Origin of the sequence: Microbacterium sp. NPDC028030, from assembly GCF_040637855.1 — a bacterium.
Classification (GTDB): domain Bacteria; phylum Actinomycetota; class Actinomycetes; order Actinomycetales; family Microbacteriaceae; genus Microbacterium.
In genome coordinates this window covers 64,868-81,316 of the sequence record NZ_JBEZXF010000004.1, presented here as the reverse complement: position 1 = coordinate 81,316, position 16,449 = coordinate 64,868, and the positions used below count along the sequence as shown (strand labels likewise).

Annotated in this window: 15 protein-coding genes and 1 tRNA gene; 12 read left to right on the top strand and 4 right to left on the bottom strand. The window is 69.1% G+C overall.

The annotated features are described in order from the left end of the window. Nucleotides 1–200: 200 nt before the first annotated feature. The 3 genes from AB0E56_RS18490 to AB0E56_RS18480 are packed head-to-tail and all read left to right on the top strand — an operon-like array spanning nucleotide 201 to nucleotide 3,950. The gene (locus AB0E56_RS18490) at nucleotides 201–2,102 is read left to right on the top strand and encodes an ABC transporter ATP-binding protein (RefSeq protein WP_359801425.1); all 1,902 of its coding nucleotides are present in this window, start codon (nucleotides 201–203) and stop codon (nucleotides 2,100–2,102) included. Next, nucleotides 2,078–3,643 carry a hypothetical protein gene (locus AB0E56_RS18485; protein WP_359801424.1) on the top strand — a complete coding sequence of 522 codons (1,566 nt, stop codon included), beginning with the start codon at nucleotides 2,078–2,080 and terminating at the stop codon, nucleotides 3,641–3,643. The genes AB0E56_RS18490 and AB0E56_RS18485 overlap by 25 nt, the downstream gene beginning before the upstream one ends. A gap of 40 nt (nucleotides 3,644–3,683) precedes the next feature. Continuing rightward, the gene (locus AB0E56_RS18480) at nucleotides 3,684–3,950 is read left to right on the top strand and encodes a DUF3039 domain-containing protein (protein WP_028503536.1); all 267 of its coding nucleotides are present in this window, start codon (nucleotides 3,684–3,686) and stop codon (nucleotides 3,948–3,950) included. A gap of 1 nt (nucleotide 3,951) precedes the next feature. Here the strand turns inward: AB0E56_RS18480 and AB0E56_RS18475 are convergent, their stop codons facing one another. Next, nucleotides 3,952–5,277: a nicotinate phosphoribosyltransferase gene (locus AB0E56_RS18475; RefSeq protein ID WP_359801423.1), complete on the bottom strand. Its 1,326-nt coding sequence runs from the start codon at nucleotides 5,275–5,277 to the stop codon at nucleotides 3,952–3,954. Between the two features lie 63 nt (nucleotides 5,278–5,340). Between AB0E56_RS18475 and murI the strand changes: the two genes are divergently transcribed. From murI to AB0E56_RS18455, 4 genes are all read left to right on the top strand, one after another. After that, the gene (gene murI, locus AB0E56_RS18470; RefSeq protein WP_183150440.1) at nucleotides 5,341–6,171 is read left to right on the top strand and encodes a glutamate racemase; all 831 of its coding nucleotides are present in this window, start codon (nucleotides 5,341–5,343) and stop codon (nucleotides 6,169–6,171) included. A gap of 54 nt (nucleotides 6,172–6,225) precedes the next feature. Continuing rightward, nucleotides 6,226–6,963 carry a ribonuclease PH gene (rph, locus tag AB0E56_RS18465; RefSeq protein ID WP_359801421.1) on the top strand — a complete coding sequence of 246 codons (738 nt, stop codon included), beginning with the start codon at nucleotides 6,226–6,228 and terminating at the stop codon, nucleotides 6,961–6,963. Nucleotides 6,964–6,965: 2 nt separating this feature from the next. Further along, nucleotides 6,966–7,559, top strand: a complete 594-nt coding sequence (rdgB, locus tag AB0E56_RS18460; RefSeq protein WP_359801419.1) for an RdgB/HAM1 family non-canonical purine NTP pyrophosphatase — start codon at nucleotides 6,966–6,968, stop codon at nucleotides 7,557–7,559. A gap of 133 nt (nucleotides 7,560–7,692) precedes the next feature. Further along, on the top strand, nucleotides 7,693–8,613 hold the full coding sequence (locus tag AB0E56_RS18455; protein ID WP_359801416.1) for a cation diffusion facilitator family transporter: 921 nt from the start codon (nucleotides 7,693–7,695) through the stop codon (nucleotides 8,611–8,613). A gap of 25 nt (nucleotides 8,614–8,638) precedes the next feature. On the opposite strand, the gene ligD is transcribed toward AB0E56_RS18455, so the two are convergent. Beyond that, nucleotides 8,639–10,606, bottom strand: coding sequence for a non-homologous end-joining DNA ligase (gene ligD / locus AB0E56_RS18450; RefSeq protein WP_359801414.1), 1,968 nt, complete (start codon nucleotides 10,604–10,606; stop codon nucleotides 8,639–8,641). Nucleotides 10,607–10,664: 58 nt separating this feature from the next. On the opposite strand from ligD, the gene AB0E56_RS18445 reads away from it, so the two are divergent. After that, complete coding sequence (locus tag AB0E56_RS18445) at nucleotides 10,665–11,474, top strand: Ku protein (RefSeq protein ID WP_359801412.1); 810 nt, start codon at nucleotides 10,665–10,667, stop codon at nucleotides 11,472–11,474. Nucleotides 11,475–11,509: 35 nt separating this feature from the next. Here AB0E56_RS18445 and AB0E56_RS18440 read toward each other — a convergent pair whose 3' ends face one another. Both AB0E56_RS18440 and AB0E56_RS18435 read right to left on the bottom strand, forming a co-directional pair. Further along, nucleotides 11,510–12,289: a VTT domain-containing protein gene (locus tag AB0E56_RS18440; RefSeq protein ID WP_359801410.1), complete on the bottom strand. Its 780-nt coding sequence runs from the start codon at nucleotides 12,287–12,289 to the stop codon at nucleotides 11,510–11,512. Between the two features lie 97 nt (nucleotides 12,290–12,386). Then, nucleotides 12,387–12,468 (bottom strand) — tRNA-Leu (locus tag AB0E56_RS18435). 124 nt (nucleotides 12,469–12,592) lie between these two features. On the opposite strand from AB0E56_RS18435, the gene AB0E56_RS18430 reads away from it, so the two are divergent. The 4 genes from AB0E56_RS18430 (at nucleotide 12,593) to AB0E56_RS18415 (ending at nucleotide 16,447) form a co-directional block, all read left to right on the top strand. Continuing rightward, on the top strand, nucleotides 12,593–13,780 hold the full coding sequence (locus AB0E56_RS18430) for an ATPase, T2SS/T4P/T4SS family (protein WP_359801407.1): 1,188 nt from the start codon (nucleotides 12,593–12,595) through the stop codon (nucleotides 13,778–13,780). After that, on the top strand, nucleotides 13,777–14,634 hold the full coding sequence (locus AB0E56_RS18425; RefSeq protein WP_359801404.1) for a type II secretion system F family protein: 858 nt from the start codon (nucleotides 13,777–13,779) through the stop codon (nucleotides 14,632–14,634). The genes AB0E56_RS18430 and AB0E56_RS18425 overlap by 4 nt, the downstream gene beginning before the upstream one ends. Then, the gene (locus AB0E56_RS18420; protein ID WP_359801401.1) at nucleotides 14,631–15,509 is read left to right on the top strand and encodes a type II secretion system F family protein; all 879 of its coding nucleotides are present in this window, start codon (nucleotides 14,631–14,633) and stop codon (nucleotides 15,507–15,509) included. Before AB0E56_RS18425 ends, AB0E56_RS18420 begins: the two co-directional genes overlap by 4 nt. Nucleotides 15,510–15,736: 227 nt before the next feature. Continuing rightward, entirely contained in the window at nucleotides 15,737–16,447 is a 711-nt protein-coding gene (locus AB0E56_RS18415; protein WP_359801400.1) for a hypothetical protein, read from the top strand. Nucleotides 16,448–16,449: the final 2 nt, after the last annotated feature.

Sequence of the window (16,449 nt, the reverse complement as noted above, 5' to 3'; positions counted from 1 at the left end):
CACTTCGTCGTGCCGCGTTCATGCTAGCGATTCAGGCTGGGAAGCTCCGGGTCCTGGCGTCCCCGTTGCCATTTCGTGACCGAGTACACACCGGACGCACAGGGTCCTCTTCGGATTCGGCTCCCGCGCGGATCTTCGGATCCGGAGCGGAATATTGCGCGGCGGCTTGGCTTGCGGCCGCCCGTTGATACCGTAGGACGGTGACTTCCTCCCCTGACGACCGCACCGCCCAGGTGGACGATACCGAGACCGTGCCGGGAAAGGCAACGGTGAAGCGCACTCCGGCCGCGAAGCGGCCCGTCGACACGCCGTCCGAGGCGGCGAAGAAGACCCCGACGGCGAAGAAGACCGCTCCTGCGAAGAGCGCCTCGGCCGCGAAGAGGACGCCCGCGGCGACGGTGAAGACCACCGCCGGCGCACGCCCCTCGGCACCGTCTGCGCGGTCCGCGACAGGGAAGACCGGAGCTGCGAAGACGGGGGCGTCGAAGACCGCTACGACGAAGGCCGCCACCGCGAAGGCAGCCGCCGAGAAGGCGGCGCCGTCCGCCGAGGTCGTGGTGGAACCCCTGACGAAAGCCTTGGACCGTCCGTCCGCTGCTCCGCGGACAGCGGCGGCCGCGCGTACGGCTGCGGCGAAGAACACGGCTGCGCGGGCGGCTAAGAAGCCTGCGACGGCGGCCACGGCCAAATCCGGTACGGCCAAGACCGGTGCTGCCACGTCCGGTGCGGCCAAGACCGGTGCGGCCAAGACCGGTGCGGCCAAGGCCGGTGCGGCCACGCCCGGTGCGGCCAAGACTGCGGCCGCCAAGTCGGCTGCAGCGAAGTCAGCCGCTGCGAAGTCGGCGGCCGCGAAGTCCACCGCCCGTTCTGCGACGGCGAAGACCACGGCCGCGAGATCAGCGGCGGCGAAGGCTGCCGCCACCAGGGCCGCGAAGGCGGCCGCGGCCAAGGCTGCCGCGGCCGATCCCGATGCGACGCCTGCAGCAGAGATGGCTCCCGCCGCCGAGCCGACCCCTGTGGTCGAGTCGAGCTCCGTGGTCGAGTCGGACGCTGTGGTGGTCGAGTCGGACCCGGTTGTCGAGTCGGCCCCGGTTGTCGAGGCGAGCTCCGTGGTCGAGTCGGACCCTGTGGGCGAACCTGACTCTGTGGCCGAGGCTGCATCCTCTGCTTTGATGGCGGAGGAGGGGGAGAGGCCCGTGGCGAGATCCGACGATGACAGCGAACCGACTCTCGTCGCCGAGCCCGAACCCGCGCCGGAGGTGGAGCCCGAAGCCCGTGTGAGAGCCGAATCGGAGGCAGGCGCCGACGACACGGCGGCCGGCGGCGTCGAAAGCGGTCCGGACGCCGAGGCGATCAGCATCCGCGGACTCGTGAAACAGTTCGGCGACAATCGGGCCGTCGACGGCATCGATCTGACGGTCCCCGCCGGGTCGTTCTACGGCATCGTCGGTCCGAACGGTGCGGGCAAGACGACCACGCTCTCCATCGTCGCCGGCCTCCTGCGCGCAGACGAAGGCAGCGTCGTGATCTGCGGCATAGACCAGTCGGCGCAGCCTCAGGCGGCGAAGCGACTGATGGGCGTGCTCCCTGATCGACTCCGCACCTTCGATCGCCTCACCGGGCGTCAGCTGCTCTATTACTACGGACTTCTGCGGGGGCTGCCCTCGGATGTCATCGAGAAGCGCGCGACCGATCTGGCCCGCGCGTTCGACCTCGGAGACGCCTTGAGCCGGGTGGTCTCCGACTACTCGGCGGGCATGACGAAGAAGATCATGCTCGCCGGAGCGATGATCCACTCGCCGCGCGTCCTCGTGCTCGATGAGCCGTTCGAGTCGGTCGATCCGGTCTCCTCCGCAGTCATCCTCGACATCCTGCGCGCCTATGTCTCGCACGGCGGGACGGTGATCCTCTCCAGCCACGGCATGGACCTGGTCGAGCGTGTCTGCTCTCGGGTCGCGATCATCGTCGGCGGCGAAGTGCTCGCGGAGGGCACCATCGACGAGGTGCGCGCGGGCCAGACGCTCGAGGCGCGCTTCGTCGAACTCGCCGGGTCCAGCGGAGAGGTGGAGGGTCTCGAGTGGCTGCACACGTTCTCCGACTGAGATTCGCGCTGCTGCTCGGGTCGTTGCGCGGCGATCGTCGGGTTCGCACCCTTCTCGTGTTCGCTGCCGTCGTCATCGTCACCGTCGTGGTCTGTCTCGCGGTGTTCAGCCTCACCGACGCCTCGGTTCCCGTCGCACGGGCGGTCACCGTCCTCGGCGGCGGCGCACTTCTTCTCGGCTTCCTCGTCGGCCCGATCCTCGTCGGCGCCGTCGACCAGCTCGATCCGCGGCGCTTCGCGGTGTTCGGCGTGGACGAGCGGCAGATGCCGTGGGTGCTGATCCTGGCGTCCTTCGTGAGCGTGCCGAGCCTCGCCCTCCTTGCGGTCTACATCAGCGTCTGCGTCGTCGCCGTGTCCGCCGGCACACCGTGGCCCCTCGCGGTGCTGTTCACCGTCGTCGGGGCGGTGACCACGGTGCTCATCGCTCGGATCGGGATGGCGATCAACGCCCTGCTGCTTCCGGAACGGCGCTCCCGTGAGCTCACTGCGCTCTTCGCGCTCGCGCTGCTCGTGATCGCCTTCCCCGTGGCGGTGTTCCTTGGTTCGTTGCGCTGGGACGGCCATGTGCCGGAGTCGCTGGCGACACTGTCCGCGGTGCTGGGGTTCACGCCGTTCGCCGCGTCGCCTGCGTTCCTCTTCTCGGCTGCGGAGGGGGAGACCGGGGCAGCCTGGGCGAGCGGCATCGTCGCGATCCTCACGATCGGTGTCCTCTGGCTGGTGTGGTCCTCGCTGGTCCGCCGCCTCCTCACGACCACCGAGCGTCCGGTCGCCTCGCGAGAGCGCACCGGTCTCGGCTGGTTCGGCCTTCTGCCGTCGAACGCGTTCGGGGCGATCGCCTCCCGGAGCCTGGTCTACTGGCTTCGCGATCGCCGATACATCATGAACATCATCGTCGTCCCGGTCGCCGGGGTGCTCACCGTGCTGCCGCTCATCGTCGCGGGCGTGCCGCTCGAAGTGGCCGCCCTCGTGCCCGTTCCGGTCATGGCGCTGTTCTTCGGCTGGCTTCCGCACAACGACGTCGCCTACGACTCGACCGCACTGTGGACCCACGTGGCCAGTGGCGTCCGAGGGCTTCCTGATCGTCTGGGACGACTGGTCCCCGTCCTGCTGGTGGCCATCCCGGTCCTCGCGATCGCCGTGCCGCTCTCGCTCCTCCTCGTCGGCGACTGGAGTCTGCTCCTGCCGCTCGGCGGTCTCGCGGCGAGCCTGCTCTTCTGCGCGCTCGGAATCTCGAGCATCGTCTCGGTCGTGGCGCCGTACGCGGTGTCCCGGCCCGGAGACAGTCCGTTCCAGCAGCCGCAGCGGCCGACCTCCCGCGGCGCCTACGGTCCGGCCGCGGCGTTCCTCGGGGCGATCGTGCTCAGCGTGCCGACCATCTGGCTGTTCGCAGCCTCGATCGTCGAAGGGTCCGCATACGCGCCCGCGGCGTTCTGGGTCGGACTCCTCGTCGGACTGGGCGTGTTCGCAGCGGGAGCGGTCATCGGGGGTCGCATCTTCGAGCGCAGCGGCGAGCGGCTCATGGAGTTCGTCGAGACCGCATGAGGGCGGCCCGCGAGGCGCACGACGACGCTAGACTCACGGGATGAGTACTCCGCTGGACAGCCCCGATCAGGGCGGCGTGGCAACGCTTGATCGCGAACTGGAGGAGCTTCTCCGTGAGGAGAACCTCGAACCGGGCGACCATGAGCGCTTCTCGCATTATGTGAAGAAGGACAAGATCCTCGAGTCGGCGATCACCGGCAAGCCGGTGCGCGCACTGTGCGGCAAGAAGTGGACGCCGGGCCGCGACCCCGAGAAGTTCCCGATCTGCCCCACCTGCAAGGAGATCTACGAATCGATGGTCGGCTGACCTAGTCGGCGTCGACGTACACGGTGGGGATCGCCGGGTCGGACTTGCTGAGCGCGAGCGCGCGCACCGGAAGCTCTTCGCGCACACGCAGGTGATGCGATCGCGCGGCAGCAGTCCCCTCGATCCCCTCGTAGGCGGTGTCGATCTCTCCTGCCTCCACGAACGTCACCTGCAGCGCGCGCCCGTCCGGATGCTCGCTCGCCGTGTCGATCTCTTCGAAGCCGTCCGAGACCACGACGGTCTCCGACGTGGCGACACCGTCGACCAGAGTGCGGAAAGCGGCCTTGCGCCCACCCTGCGACCCCTTGTCCGCCGAGGCCTTCGCGACGCCGATCCACGCCCCGGTCGCGTCTTGCCGTGCCACCAGCTTGTAGACCATGCTCGCGGTCGGATAGCCCGATCCGGTCACCACCGACGTGCCGACACCGTACGCGTCGACGGGTGACGCGGCGAGGGCCGCGATCGCGTATTCGTCGAGGTCGCTGGTCACCGTGATGCGCGTCGACGTCGCTCCGAGTTCGTCGAGTTGCGCGCGGACGTCGGCTGCCACGATCGGCAGGTCGCCGGAGTCGATCCGTACGCCGCCGAGCCCTGTGCCTGCGACGCGGATGGCCGTCTCGACTCCGGCGCGGATGTCGTAGGTGTCCACGAGCAGGGTCGTTCCGACACCCATGCTCTGCACCTGTGCGCGGAAAGCCTCTTCTTCCGTGTCGTGCAGGAGAGTCCAGGAGTGCGCTGCCGTCCCCATCGTCGGGATGCCCCAACTCCGCCCGGCTTCCAGATTGCTCGTCGCTCCGAAGCCGGCGATGTAGGCCGCGCGCGCCGCAGCGACCGCCGATCGTTCGGCAGCGCGTCGCGAACCCATCTCGGCCAGAGGGCGCTCACCCGCGGCGATGCTCATCCGCGATGCCGCGGTCGCGACGGCGGAGTCGTGGTTGAGCACGCTCAAGGCGAGGGTCTCGAGCACCACGGCGTCGGCGAAGGACCCCTCGACCGTGAGGATGGGGGAGCCAGGGAAGTACAGCTCGCCCTCCCGGTAGCCGCGGATCGACCCCGTGAACCGGTAGTCCTCGAGGTACTTGAGGGACGCCGCATCGACGACCTCCTCGTCGCGCAGGAACCGCAGTTCGTCCTCCCCGAACCGGAACTCGCGCAGGAGCCCGAGCAGACGTCCTGTTCCCGCCACGACGCCGAATCGGCGACCCCCGGACAAACGCCGCGAGAACAGCTCGAAGACGCTCGGCCGGAACGCCGTGCCGTCGCGGAGGGAGGCAGCGAGCATCGTCAGCTCGTAGCGGTCGGTGAGCAGCGCCGTCGACGTGGTCATGCGCTCAGCTTAGTGAGCGTGCTGATACGCGCGGTGGGCCGCGCGCGGGTAGGCTGGGTAGTCATGAACGACGCGCCGATCGGGATCTTCGACTCCGGTGTCGGCGGGCTCACGGTGGCGCGGGCCATCCGCGCCCAGCTGCCCCGCGAGTCCTTCGTCTACATCGGCGACACCGCCCACTCGCCGTACGGGCCCAAGCCCATCGCGGACGTCCGCAGGTACGCCCTCGAAGTGCTCGACACCCTCGTGGATCAGGGCGTGAAGATGCTCGTGATCGCGTGCAACACCGCCTCGGCCGCGATGCTCCGTGATGCGAGGGAGCGCTACGACATCCCGGTCGTCGAGGTCATCGGTCCCGCTGTCCGCCGTGCTGTCTCCACCACGCGCAACGGACGCGTGGGCGTGATCGGCACGGTCGGCACGATCGGATCGAGGGCCTACCAGGACATGCTCGAGGTGAACGAACGTCTTCAAGTCTTCACCGCCGCCTGCCCCCGGTTCGTCGAGTTCGTCGAGGCGGGGATCACGGGTACGCCCGAAGTCCTGGCGGTCGCCGAGGGGTACCTCGCACCGCTGCGAGATGCGGGAGTCGACACGCTCGTGCTCGGCTGTACCCACTATCCGTTCCTGCGGGGCGCCATCAGCTATGTCATGGGCGAGGGGGTCACGCTGGTCTCCAGCGACGACGAGACGGCCGGTGACGTGTATCGCCAGTTGGTGCGGGGCGACCTGCTCGCCTCGCCGAATGCCACAGCCACCTATGTCTACGAGGCCACCGGCGCCTCGACCGACGATTTCACCGCCCTGGCCAATCGCCTGATGGGGCGCGAGGTGCGCGATGTGCAGCTCGTGCAGACCGGTGTGATCTCCGTTCCCCGCACCGCCTTCGAGTAAGACCTCCCTCGAATCGTCCCGTCCGATTCGCTCACCCCGACCCGAGAGAAGCACATGACCGACATCGTCCGCGTCGACGGCCGTTCCACCGACCAGCTCCGCGAGATCACCATCGAGCGCGGCTGGAGCACACAGGCTGAGGGATCGGCTCTGATCAGTTTCGGGGGTACGAAGGTGCTGTGCACCGCGTCGTTCACGAACGGCGTGCCCCGCTGGTTGACCGGCAAGGGCAAGGGCTGGGTGACCGCGGAGTACGCGATGCTCCCTCGGGCGACCAACAGCCGGAACGACCGCGAGAGCGTCAAGGGACGCATCGGCGGCCGCACGCATGAGATCTCCCGCCTCATCGGCCGGGCGCTGCGCGCCGTCGTCGACACGAAGGCGTTGGGCGAGAACACGATCGTCATCGACTGCGACGTGCTGCAGGCCGATGGCGGCACCAGGACCGCCGCCATCACCGGCGCTTACGTGGCACTGGCCGACGCGATCGAGTGGGGTCGTGACAAGAAGTTCATCGGCAGGAACTCGACGCCGTTGCTCGACTCCGTCGCGGCCGTCTCGGTGGGGATCATCGATGGCGAGCCCATGCTGGACCTGGCATACACCGAGGATGTGCGCGCGGAGACCGACATGAACGTGGTCGTGACCGGTCGTGGGCTGTTCGTCGAGGTGCAGGGCACGGCGGAGGGCGCGCCGTTCGACAAGCGCGAGCTGGATGCGCTGCTCGAGCTCGGCCTCGCGGGCTGCGAGGACCTGAAGGGCAAGCAGCTCGCCGCGCTGGCGGGGGAGTGACGATGCAGGTCGTGCTCGCGACGCACAACCCGCACAAGGTCGCGGAGTTCCAGCAGATCGTGGCGCGGACGCGTCCTGACCTCGAGGTCATCGGGTACGACGGTCCTGAACCCGTGGAGGATGGCGTGACGTTCGCCGAGAACGCCCTGATCAAGGCCAGGGCGGCATCGGCGCACACCGGACTCGCGGCATTGGCCGATGACTCCGGGATCTGCGTCGATGTGCTCGGCGGGTCTCCCGGCGTGTTCTCCGCGTACTGGGCGGGGCAGCAGAAGGACGCGTCCGCGAATCTCGAGCTGCTGCTCGATCAGCTGCGCGACATCGCCGATCCCCATCGCGCGGCGCACTTCACCTCGACCATCGCGCTGGTCCTCCCCGACGGGAGAGAGCGTGTCGTGGAGGGGCGATGGCCAGGACGGTTGGCGCACGCCGCTTCGGGCGGGGGAGGCTTCGGCTACGACCCGATCTTCATCCCCGACGGGCAGCCGACGGGGAACGAGCGCACCGTGGGCGATTTCACCGCGGAGGAGAAGCAGTCGCAGTCCCACCGGGCTCGCGCGTTCTCCGAACTGGTGCCACTGCTCGCCGCACTCTGATCCGCCGACGGCGTCGTCGTGCTCACCTCCCGGAGCACTCGTGGGTCAACCCCTGGTGACGCTGAGAATCGTTACCCTTCCCGACTAGTCCTGATCGGCCTGTCGACCCGGTCGCGCGGTCTAGCCTGGTGGCATGCACGATCACGCACCCGCCCCCGGCGGCATCCGTTCGGCCAGCAGCCGACGCCTGCTGGCGATCTCGCTGTCGCTCACCGCGACAGTGATGATGGTGCAGGTCATCGGCGCGCTCCTGACGGGCTCGCTCGCGCTGCTGGCGGACGCCGCGCACATGTTCACGGATGCCTCCGCTCTGGTGATCGCCCTGATCGCCGCCACCGTGGCCGCGCGACCGGCAGACGACCGGCGCACCTTCGGCTACCAGCGCGCCGAGGTGTTCGGCGCCCTCATCAACGCCGTGATCCTGATCGCGCTCGCCACCTGGGTCGCGGTCGAGGGCATCGGCCGGCTGGTGAATCCGGGCGACGTCGAGGTCGCGGGTGGGCTCATGCTGGTCGTGGCCGTGGTTGGTCTGCTGGCGAACGCCGTGTCGATGTGGCTGCTGAGCCGCGCGCAGCGCACCAGCATCAACGTGCGCGGGGCGTATCTCGAGGTGATGGGCGACCTGATCGGATCTGCGGCGGTCATCGTGGCCGCCATCGTCATCCTCCTGACCGGATGGATGCCGGCCGACGCCATCGCGTCCCTGTTCATCGCGGCGATGATCATCCCACGGGCCGTCGCGCTGCTCCGTGAGGTGTTCTCGGTGCTCGCGGAGTCCGCGCCGAAGGGGACGGCGGTCAGCGAGATCCGAACACACCTCCTCGGCTACGGCGGCGTCGTCGGCGTGCACGACGTGCACGTGTGGCAGTTGACGCGAGGCGCACCCGTGTTCACGGCGCACGTGAGCGTCGACCCGCAGCTGTTCGCGGACGGGCGTTCCACGCAGCTGCTCGCCGACATGCAGGCGTGTCTCGCGGATCACTTCGACGTCGAGCACTCCACCTTCCAGATCGAGCCGGCCGAGCAGTCCGACTGCGAACCGCACCACGCCTGAGCGGAGCCGGTGCGATGAGCCTCGGTCAGGACTCGACGACGATGTCGCCCGGTTCCTTGTCGGGGCGCAGCCCGCGCCACCGCGCATGGCGCAGCACCCCATCGGGTGTCCAGTTCGCGAACTCGACCTCACCGACCAGTTCCGGACGCACCCAGAGCGCATCGGAGGCGTCGAGGGCGGGGACGCCGCCGAGCGGTGCATCCCGGATCCGCAGCGGTTCCAGCCGTGCGAGGAGATCACGGAGGATACGGTCGGTGAATCCGGTGCCGACGCGTCCCACATAGCGCAGTCGGGGCGACGCACCCGCGGACGAGGACCCCCGCTCCGGCACAGCGAGCAGCAACGAGCCGAGTGTGCTCTCCCTGTCTCCCTTTCCCGGACGGATCCCGACGATGACCGCTTCCTGCATCCGGGTGTGCTTGAGCTTGAGCCAGGAGGGGCTCCGCTGACCGGGGCGATACCTGGACTGCGGATCCTTGACCACGACCCCTTCGAGTCCGAACTCCCCGCTGGCCGCGAGCGCCGCGTCGACATCGTCGAACACGGGAGGGAGCTGAACGGGTGCCTCGAGACCGGAGACCACGTCTTCGAGCAGGGTGCGGCGCTCGCGCAGCGGCATCCCGGTGAGGTCATGCCCGTCGAGGCGCAGGAGGTCGAACACCATGTACACGATCGGCGTGCGCACCACCTCGCGTTCGATCTCGCGTGGCCGGGTCAGGTGCATCCGGTTCTGCAGCAGGGAGAAACTCGGTCGCCCATGACCGTCGAAAGCCACGATCTCCCCGTCGATGACGGCGTCCGCGACCGGGAGGAACGGGGCGCCGTCCGCGGTGAGCTCCGGGTACCGCGCCGTGATGTCGGTGCCGCGACGCGCGTGGAGCAGCATCCGGCCCTCCGCCCACGTACCCATCGCCCGGATGCCATCCCACTTCACCTCGACCCACGAGGGTGCACTCAGGGCGCGTGCCATGCCGGGCGTGCCGTTCTCGGCGAGCATCGGGGAGAGCGTGGCGACGGTGGTCGCTGCCGTCCGAGCCGGCGTCGGTGCGCTGCGCGGATGGCGGGAGGCGCGATGCGGCGGAGGAGCGGACGCAGGCGCAGCGACGAGAGGCCGGAGCGCCGCGAGGGGATCGACTCCGGCAGCGGCGCGGGCGAGCACCTCGTCGAGGTCGAGCTGCGCGAGCTCCGGGTCATCGAGTTCTTCCCAGGTGCGGGGAGCCGCGACCCAGGGCTGCGCGCGGCCTCGCAACGAGTAGGGCGAGATGGTCGTCTTCTTGCCGTTGTTCTGGCTCCAGTCGAGGAAGACCTTGCCGCCGCGCACGGCTTTCGACATGACACTGGTCGCGAGGTCGGGATGGTCGTTCTCGATGAGGCGGGCGAGTTCCTTCACCACGGCGGAGATCTCGTCGCTCGTCTGCTCGCCGGGAAGCGCGGCGTAGAGATGGATGCCCTTGCTGCCGCTCGTCACGGGGAACGGATCGAGGCCCATGTCGGTCAAAATCCCTCGGGCGATACGGGCGACCTCAGCGCACTGATCGAGAGCGACACCCTGGCCGGGGTCGAGGTCGAGCACGAGCCTGTCCGGTCGCCCGGGCAGGCCATCGGGCGCGAAACGCCACTGCGGGACGTGCAGTTCGATCGCCGCCACCTGCGCGAGCCAGACGAGGGTCGGCACATCCTCGACCAGGGGATACTCCTTCGGGCCGTCGGAGTGCTGGATCGCCTGCCGGAGGATCCAGTCGGGCGCCCCTGGTTCGAGCTGCTTCGTGAAGAAGGCATCGGCCGGAGCATCCGCGGTGCCGACGCCCTCGACCCAGCGCTTGCGGGTGACGGGTCGGCCGTCGAGGAGCGGGAGGATGAGCGGTGCGATCTGCGTGTAGTACGCGATGATCTCGCCCTTGGTGGTGCCGGTGGCGGGGTAGACCACCTTGTCGAGGTTGGTCACGCGCAGTCGGCGGCCGTCGATCTGCACGATCTGCCCTTGTCCGACCATGCAGCCAGCGTAGTCAAGGGTCTGGTCGCGACGGCTCCGCCTGGTGTTCACTGGTGTCATGAGGACCATCTGGAAGGGCGCGCTGACGTTCGGGCTCGTGAACGTGCCGGTGAAGGTATATTCGGCGACCGAGGACCACGACGTCCCACTGCACCAGGTGCACGAGAAGGACGGCGGACGCATCCGCTACCAGCGCACCTGCGAGGTCTGCGGCGAGACCGTGGCGTACGCCGACATCGATCGCGCCTACGTCGACGACGGGCAGACCGTCGTGCTCACGAAGGACGATCTCTCGGCGCTCCCCGCCGAGAAGAGCCGGGAGATCGACGTCGTCGAGTTCGTGCCGTCGGATCAGGTCGACCTGCTCACGCTCGACAAGCCGTATTACCTCGAGCCCGATTCGAAGTCCCCGAAGGCGTACGTCCTGCTGCGCAAGACGCTGGAACAGACGGACCGCACCGCCATCGTGCGATTCACCCTTCGCCAGAAGACACGGCTCGCCGCGCTCCGCGTGCGGGGGAAGGTCCTCGTGCTGCAGACGCTGCTGTGGGCCGACGAGGTGCGCGAGGCGGAGTTCCCGGCGCTCGACGAAGATGTGCGGATCTCGAAGAAGGAGCTCGAGTTGTCGGCATCGCTCGTCGACAGCTACTCCGCCGACTTCGACCCGGAGGAGTTCGTCGACGAATACCAGAAGGAGCTCCGCACCCTCATCGACGCGAAGATCGAGGCGGGCGACACGTTCGACGTCGCCGAGACGTTCGGCGAGGCGGAGAAGGCTGCGGAGGGTGGTGAGGTCATCGACCTCATGGAGGCGCTGCGCGCCAGCGTCGCCCGCACCAAGGAGGAACGCGCGAAGAACGCCGGCTGAGCGATGCCGGTGCCCTTCGGGCGTCTACGGCGCGGTCAGTGCTTGCCGTCGCCGTCCAGGTCGGGGGCGCGGTCGAACACGTCGGTGTCGAGGACGAGCTCCTGCGCCTCTTCGGCATCCGTCACGACGTCTTCGCCCGCTGCCGCAGCCTTCTTCGCCTTGTGCCGCTCCGACAGGTAGTGCCACAGCGTGACCAGGGCGGTACCGCCCACCGCCGCGAGGAGGATGAGGTCGATGTAGCTCTCGACGAACTCGGCGACCGGCGGGATGAAGCCGATCAGATAGCCGAACATCGTGAGTCCGAAGCCCCAGAGCACCGCACCGATCAGGTTGTAGAGCGTGTACTTGCGCCAGGGCATGTGGCCGACGCCGGCCGCAACGGGGGCGAAGGTGCGCACGATCGGGACGAAGCGCGCCAGGATCACGGTGATGCCGCCGAAGCGCTCGAAGAACGCGTTCGTGCGCTCGACGTTCTTCCTGCTGAAGAGGCCCGACTCCTTGCGCTCGAAGACGGCGGGACCGCCCTTGTGGCCGATCACGTAACCGACCTCGCCGCCCACGAAAGCCGCGAGTCCGATGAGCAGCGCGACGAACCAGACGTTGATCCCGAAGACGCCGTGCTCCGAGCCGGCGATCGGGTGCGAGAGCAGGCCGGCGATCACGAGGAGCGTGTCTCCGGGGAGGAGGAACCCGACCAGCAGGCCCGTCTCGGCGAACACGATGAAGCACACCACGAGCAGCGCCCACGGCCCGGCGGTGCCGATGATCGTCGCAGGATCGAGCCAGGGGATGAGAGCGGTCGGTGCGTGCAGCATGGATTCGAGCACTGGGGGAGTCCCGTCGGTCGTGAGTGGTCGGCGGTGCGGCTGAGCGACGAAAGCGGCGGCCTGCGGCAGGCACCATCGTCTCTCGTGCGGAAGGTGGGACTTGAACCCACACGCCCTGGGGCACAGGAACCTAAATCCTGCGTGTCTGCCAATTCCACCACTCCCGCGCGGTGGGTTCATTCTAGTTGCCGCCGTAACCGCATGCCTGGAGATCGGCCCGCAGTCGTGCGCGGTCCTGATCCCTGTGGATAACTTCGGGCCCCTGCGTCGGGAACTTGCGAGGATGCCGGGGTGAGTCATCCCGCTGCCCTGGTCGCCGAACGCGTGCGGGTGCGACTGCGGGCCGAGGGCATCGACCCCGGCGTCGATCCGGCCGCTGCGACGCGGATCGCACGCGCGGAGGTGCGCCGGCACGATGACCTCGCCGTCACCCGGGGCGATGGACTCATCGACGACGAAGAGGCGTGCGTCCGCGATGTGTTGGCTTCGCTCAGCGGTTTCGGCGCCCTGCAACCGCTCCTCGACGACCCCGACATCGAGGAGATCTGGCTCAACGGCACGGGATACGTGCACGTGGCGCGCGGCGGGAGGGGCGAGCGGACCGCGGTGCGCCTCGATGACCCCGCCGTGCGCGACCTCGTCGAGCGGATGCTCCAGTCGACGGGCCGACGCGTCGACATCAGTCAGCCGTTCGTCGACGCCTCCCTGCCCGACGGCTCGCGGCTGCACGTGGCGATCGCGGATGTCGTGCGCGGAGGCTGGGCGGTCAACGTCCGGAAGTTCCTGCCGAAGTACCGGTCGCTGGAGGCGCTCGTGGAGCAGGGGATGCTGCCGTCCTCTGTCGCAGAGATGCTCCGGGATGCGATGGACGACGGCCGCACCGTGATCGTCTCCGGTGCGACCCACGCCGGGAAGACCACCCTGTTGGGTGCGCTGCTCGCCTCATGCGCGGCCACGCAGCGCATCGTCACGGTCGAGGAGACATTCGAGCTGGCGGTCGTCGGCTCCGACCTGGTCGCGCTCCAGGGACGCCAGCCGAGTCTGGAGGGCACGGGTGAGATCACCCTGCGCCGACTGGTGAAGGAGGCGCTGCGCATGCGGCCGGATCGCCTGGTCGTCGGCGAGGTGCGAGACGCCGAGGCACTCGATCTCGTGCTGGCGCTCAACACCGGCGTACCCGGCGCCTGCACGGTGCACGCGAACTCCGCGACGGAGGCGCTCGAGAAGCTCAGCCTCCTGCCGCTCCTCGCAGGCCGGAACATCGACCGCGCGTTCATCGCGCCGGCTCTGTCCGCATCGGTCGACCTCGTCGTCCACTGCGGTCGCGGTCGCGACGGACACCGCAGAGTGCAGGAGGTCATCGCGCCGACCGGCTCGGTGGAGGGCGGCATCATCCGGACCAGCAGTGTGTACCGCTCCGCCTCCTCTGCTGACGATCTCGCCTCTCGTCGGCGAGGCCAGACCGAGGTCGCCTCGTGACGTTCCTGCTCGGGGCCGCGCTCGCCGCCGGCGTGCTGCTGTGCATCTCCCCGTGGATGTGGCCGCGCCGTGCCGATGACACCGTCGCCTCGAGGTCGGGACGCCTCACCCGGCTGATCGGAGAGGCCGGGCTCGAAGCGCTGTCCTCGCGCACCCTCGTCACGGGGATCGTCGCGGCGGGAGGCATCGCCGCGTCCGCGGTCTGGCTCATCACAGACCTGGCCGTACTCGCGCTGCTCGCGGGAGCGGCGGGGGCGGCGGCACCCATCATGTTCCTGCGCGGTCGACGCATGCGCCTGCGGAGACTGCGGCGCCAGCTCTGGCCCGACGTGTGCGATCTGCTCATCGCGTCCATTCGCGTCGGTCTCTCGCTCCCCGATGCGGTCGCGAGTCTGGCGGAGTCCGCACCCACGATGCTCCGGCCGGCTTTCGCCGTGTTCGCGAGAGACCTTCGCGCGAGCGGCAGATTCGAGACGAGCATCGACCGGCTGAAGGCATCTCTGGCCGACCCCATCGCCGACCGGATCGTCGAGACGCTGCGGATGGCCCGGCAGGTGGGCGGAACGGAGCTGATAGGCGTGCTCCGGGCGCTCTCGACGTCGGTGCGGGCGGATGCCGCGCTGCGTGGCGAGGTCGAGGCGCGACAGTCGTGGATCCGCGGAGCCGCGGTGCTCGGCGCCGTCGCGCCATGGGTCATCCTCGGTCTGCTCGTGCTGCGCCCCGAAGGGGCATCCGCGTACGGGACGCCGGAGGGGGTGCTCGTGATCTGCGGGGGCGCCGCGATCTCGGTGGCCGCTTTCCAGATCATGGTGCGCATCGGTCGACTCCCCGAACCCCGGAGGTGGTTCGGGTGACCGGGGTCTCCTCTGTCGCCGCCGCGATCCTCATCGGTGGAGCCTTCGCGGGAGGTGTCCTCAGCCTGCTCTCCGTCCTGCCGCGCTGGCGGGCTGCGTCTCTTCCGGTCCGCGTCGGTCCCTATGTCCGCGATGTGGTGCCCGACGATGACCTTCCGCGCGGGGCGCTGCCCACCGCGGGTGCTCTCCCCGCGAGCACCCGCACGGTCTGGGCCGTGATCCGAGACGGCTTCGAGCGGATGATGGGCGGGGGAGAGGCGCTGCGGCGACGCCTCGCTCAGGCGGGTGTGGCGATGGAGCCAGCGGCGTTCCGGGGCAGGCAGCTCGGATGGGTGGTCGCCGGCATCGGCGCGGGCGCTGCGGTGCTGATCGTGCTGGCCGTGATCGGGCGGCTGACCGTCCCGACGAGCGGATTGCCGCTGCTGTGCGGTGCGCTCGCCGCCGTCACCTACGACATGCAGCTCTCCGCGCGCGCCAGGGCTCGGCGCACCCGACTCACTGATGAGCTCCCCACGACACTGGAGTTCCTCGCGCTGTGTCTGTCCGCGGGCGAGGGGTTCCTCGAATCGCTCCGCCGCGTCGCTGCGGTCGGGTCCGGCGAACTGACCGCGGAACTCCGACAGGTGGTGCTCGCGGTCGGCACCGGATCGCCTGTGGCCGACGCCCTCGGCGAGCTGTCGCGGCGCCTCGAACTGCCCGGGCTGTCGCGCGCGATCGATCAGGTCATCGCCGCACTCGAGCAGGGGGCGCCCCTTGCCGCCGTCCTGCACGCCCAGGCGGGCGACGCGAGGGAAGGCGCGAAGCGCACCCTCATCGAGCAGGCAGGCCGCAAGGAGATCCTGATGCTCCTCCCTGCTCGGTCGGCTTGCATCTGACGCCCCGGTCACCCTCCCGAAGTTCCCGTTCGAGGTCTCCCTCCGGCACATCGCAGAGGCCGCGTGATGCGCTCTCTCGACGTGGTGACTTGTGCCGCGAAGTCGCGCACGGTTTTGTCGCGCCCGAAAGCTCCCGCCAGCAACGGCTGACGGGTCACCCAGGGCGAAGTCCACCCAGGACCGAAGGTCCACCCAGGGCGCAGTCCACCCAGAGAAACGAGATTCAAATGACCACCAACACCGCACCCTTCGTGCAGGCTTTCACGACTTTCCGCCGCTCGGTGGCGCAGGCTGTGGACTTCCAGAACCCGAACTACACGAACTCCGCGCTGCACCGCGAGCGGTTCAAGCAGCTCATGGACGCCCGCGCCGCGCTGCTCGACCGGATCCCGGACGCGAAGGACGCCGACTCGGATGCGCAGATCGCCGAGGTGCTGGACGGCCTCGCGCCGAAGAACGCCGACGAGGTGGCGCTCCAGGAGGCGGAGTGGCGCAAGGTTTCCGCGCTGGTGACCGCTGGTCGGTCGCTGGAGGCGCTCATCCGCGCAGCGAACCCGCTCCGGCTCGCGGCGATCGCACAGTGGATCGAGGTCTCCCCGGAGGCGCTCGCATCGACCGACCCATCGGGCGTGATCGCCGAGGTCCGCGAGCTGGTGTTCCAGCAGCTGGTGGAGCATGGCGTCCCGGCCGCTGTCCGGGTCCGCGATCTGACGGCCGACGCGAACATCGTGGCAGCGTGGCGCAAGGTGCTGAGCGAGGCGCTGGAGGGCGCGGTCTCGCTGGGTACCATGTCGCGCATGGCGCATCTGGATCCGCAGGGATACGCGGCGCTCGGGGTCGACGAGAACCTGGATCGTGACATCCAGATCGACTTCAAGGTCGAGAAGCTGGACGGTCTGAACCTCCGCCGCGACACGATCCCCGCAAAGCAGGCGTGATC

Coding starts and splice junctions, on each gene's coding strand:
- AB0E56_RS18480 (WP_028503536.1), top strand. CDS start 3,684: ATGAGTACTCCGCTGGACAGCCCCGATCAGGGCGGCGTGGCAACGCTT.
- AB0E56_RS18475 (WP_359801423.1), bottom strand. CDS start 5,277: ATGACCACGTCGACGGCGCTGCTCACCGACCGCTACGAGCTGACGATG.
- murI (WP_183150440.1), top strand. CDS start 5,341: ATGAACGACGCGCCGATCGGGATCTTCGACTCCGGTGTCGGCGGGCTC.
- rph (WP_359801421.1), top strand. CDS start 6,226: ATGACCGACATCGTCCGCGTCGACGGCCGTTCCACCGACCAGCTCCGC.
- rdgB (WP_359801419.1), top strand. CDS start 6,966: ATGCAGGTCGTGCTCGCGACGCACAACCCGCACAAGGTCGCGGAGTTC.
- AB0E56_RS18455 (WP_359801416.1), top strand. CDS start 7,693: ATGCACGATCACGCACCCGCCCCCGGCGGCATCCGTTCGGCCAGCAGC.
- ligD (WP_359801414.1), bottom strand. CDS start 10,606: ATGGTCGGACAAGGGCAGATCGTGCAGATCGACGGCCGCCGACTGCGC.
- AB0E56_RS18445 (WP_359801412.1), top strand. CDS start 10,665: ATGAGGACCATCTGGAAGGGCGCGCTGACGTTCGGGCTCGTGAACGTG.
- AB0E56_RS18440 (WP_359801410.1), bottom strand. CDS start 12,289: ATGCTGCACGCACCGACCGCTCTCATCCCCTGGCTCGATCCTGCGACG.
- AB0E56_RS18415 (WP_359801400.1), top strand. CDS start 15,737: ATGACCACCAACACCGCACCCTTCGTGCAGGCTTTCACGACTTTCCGC.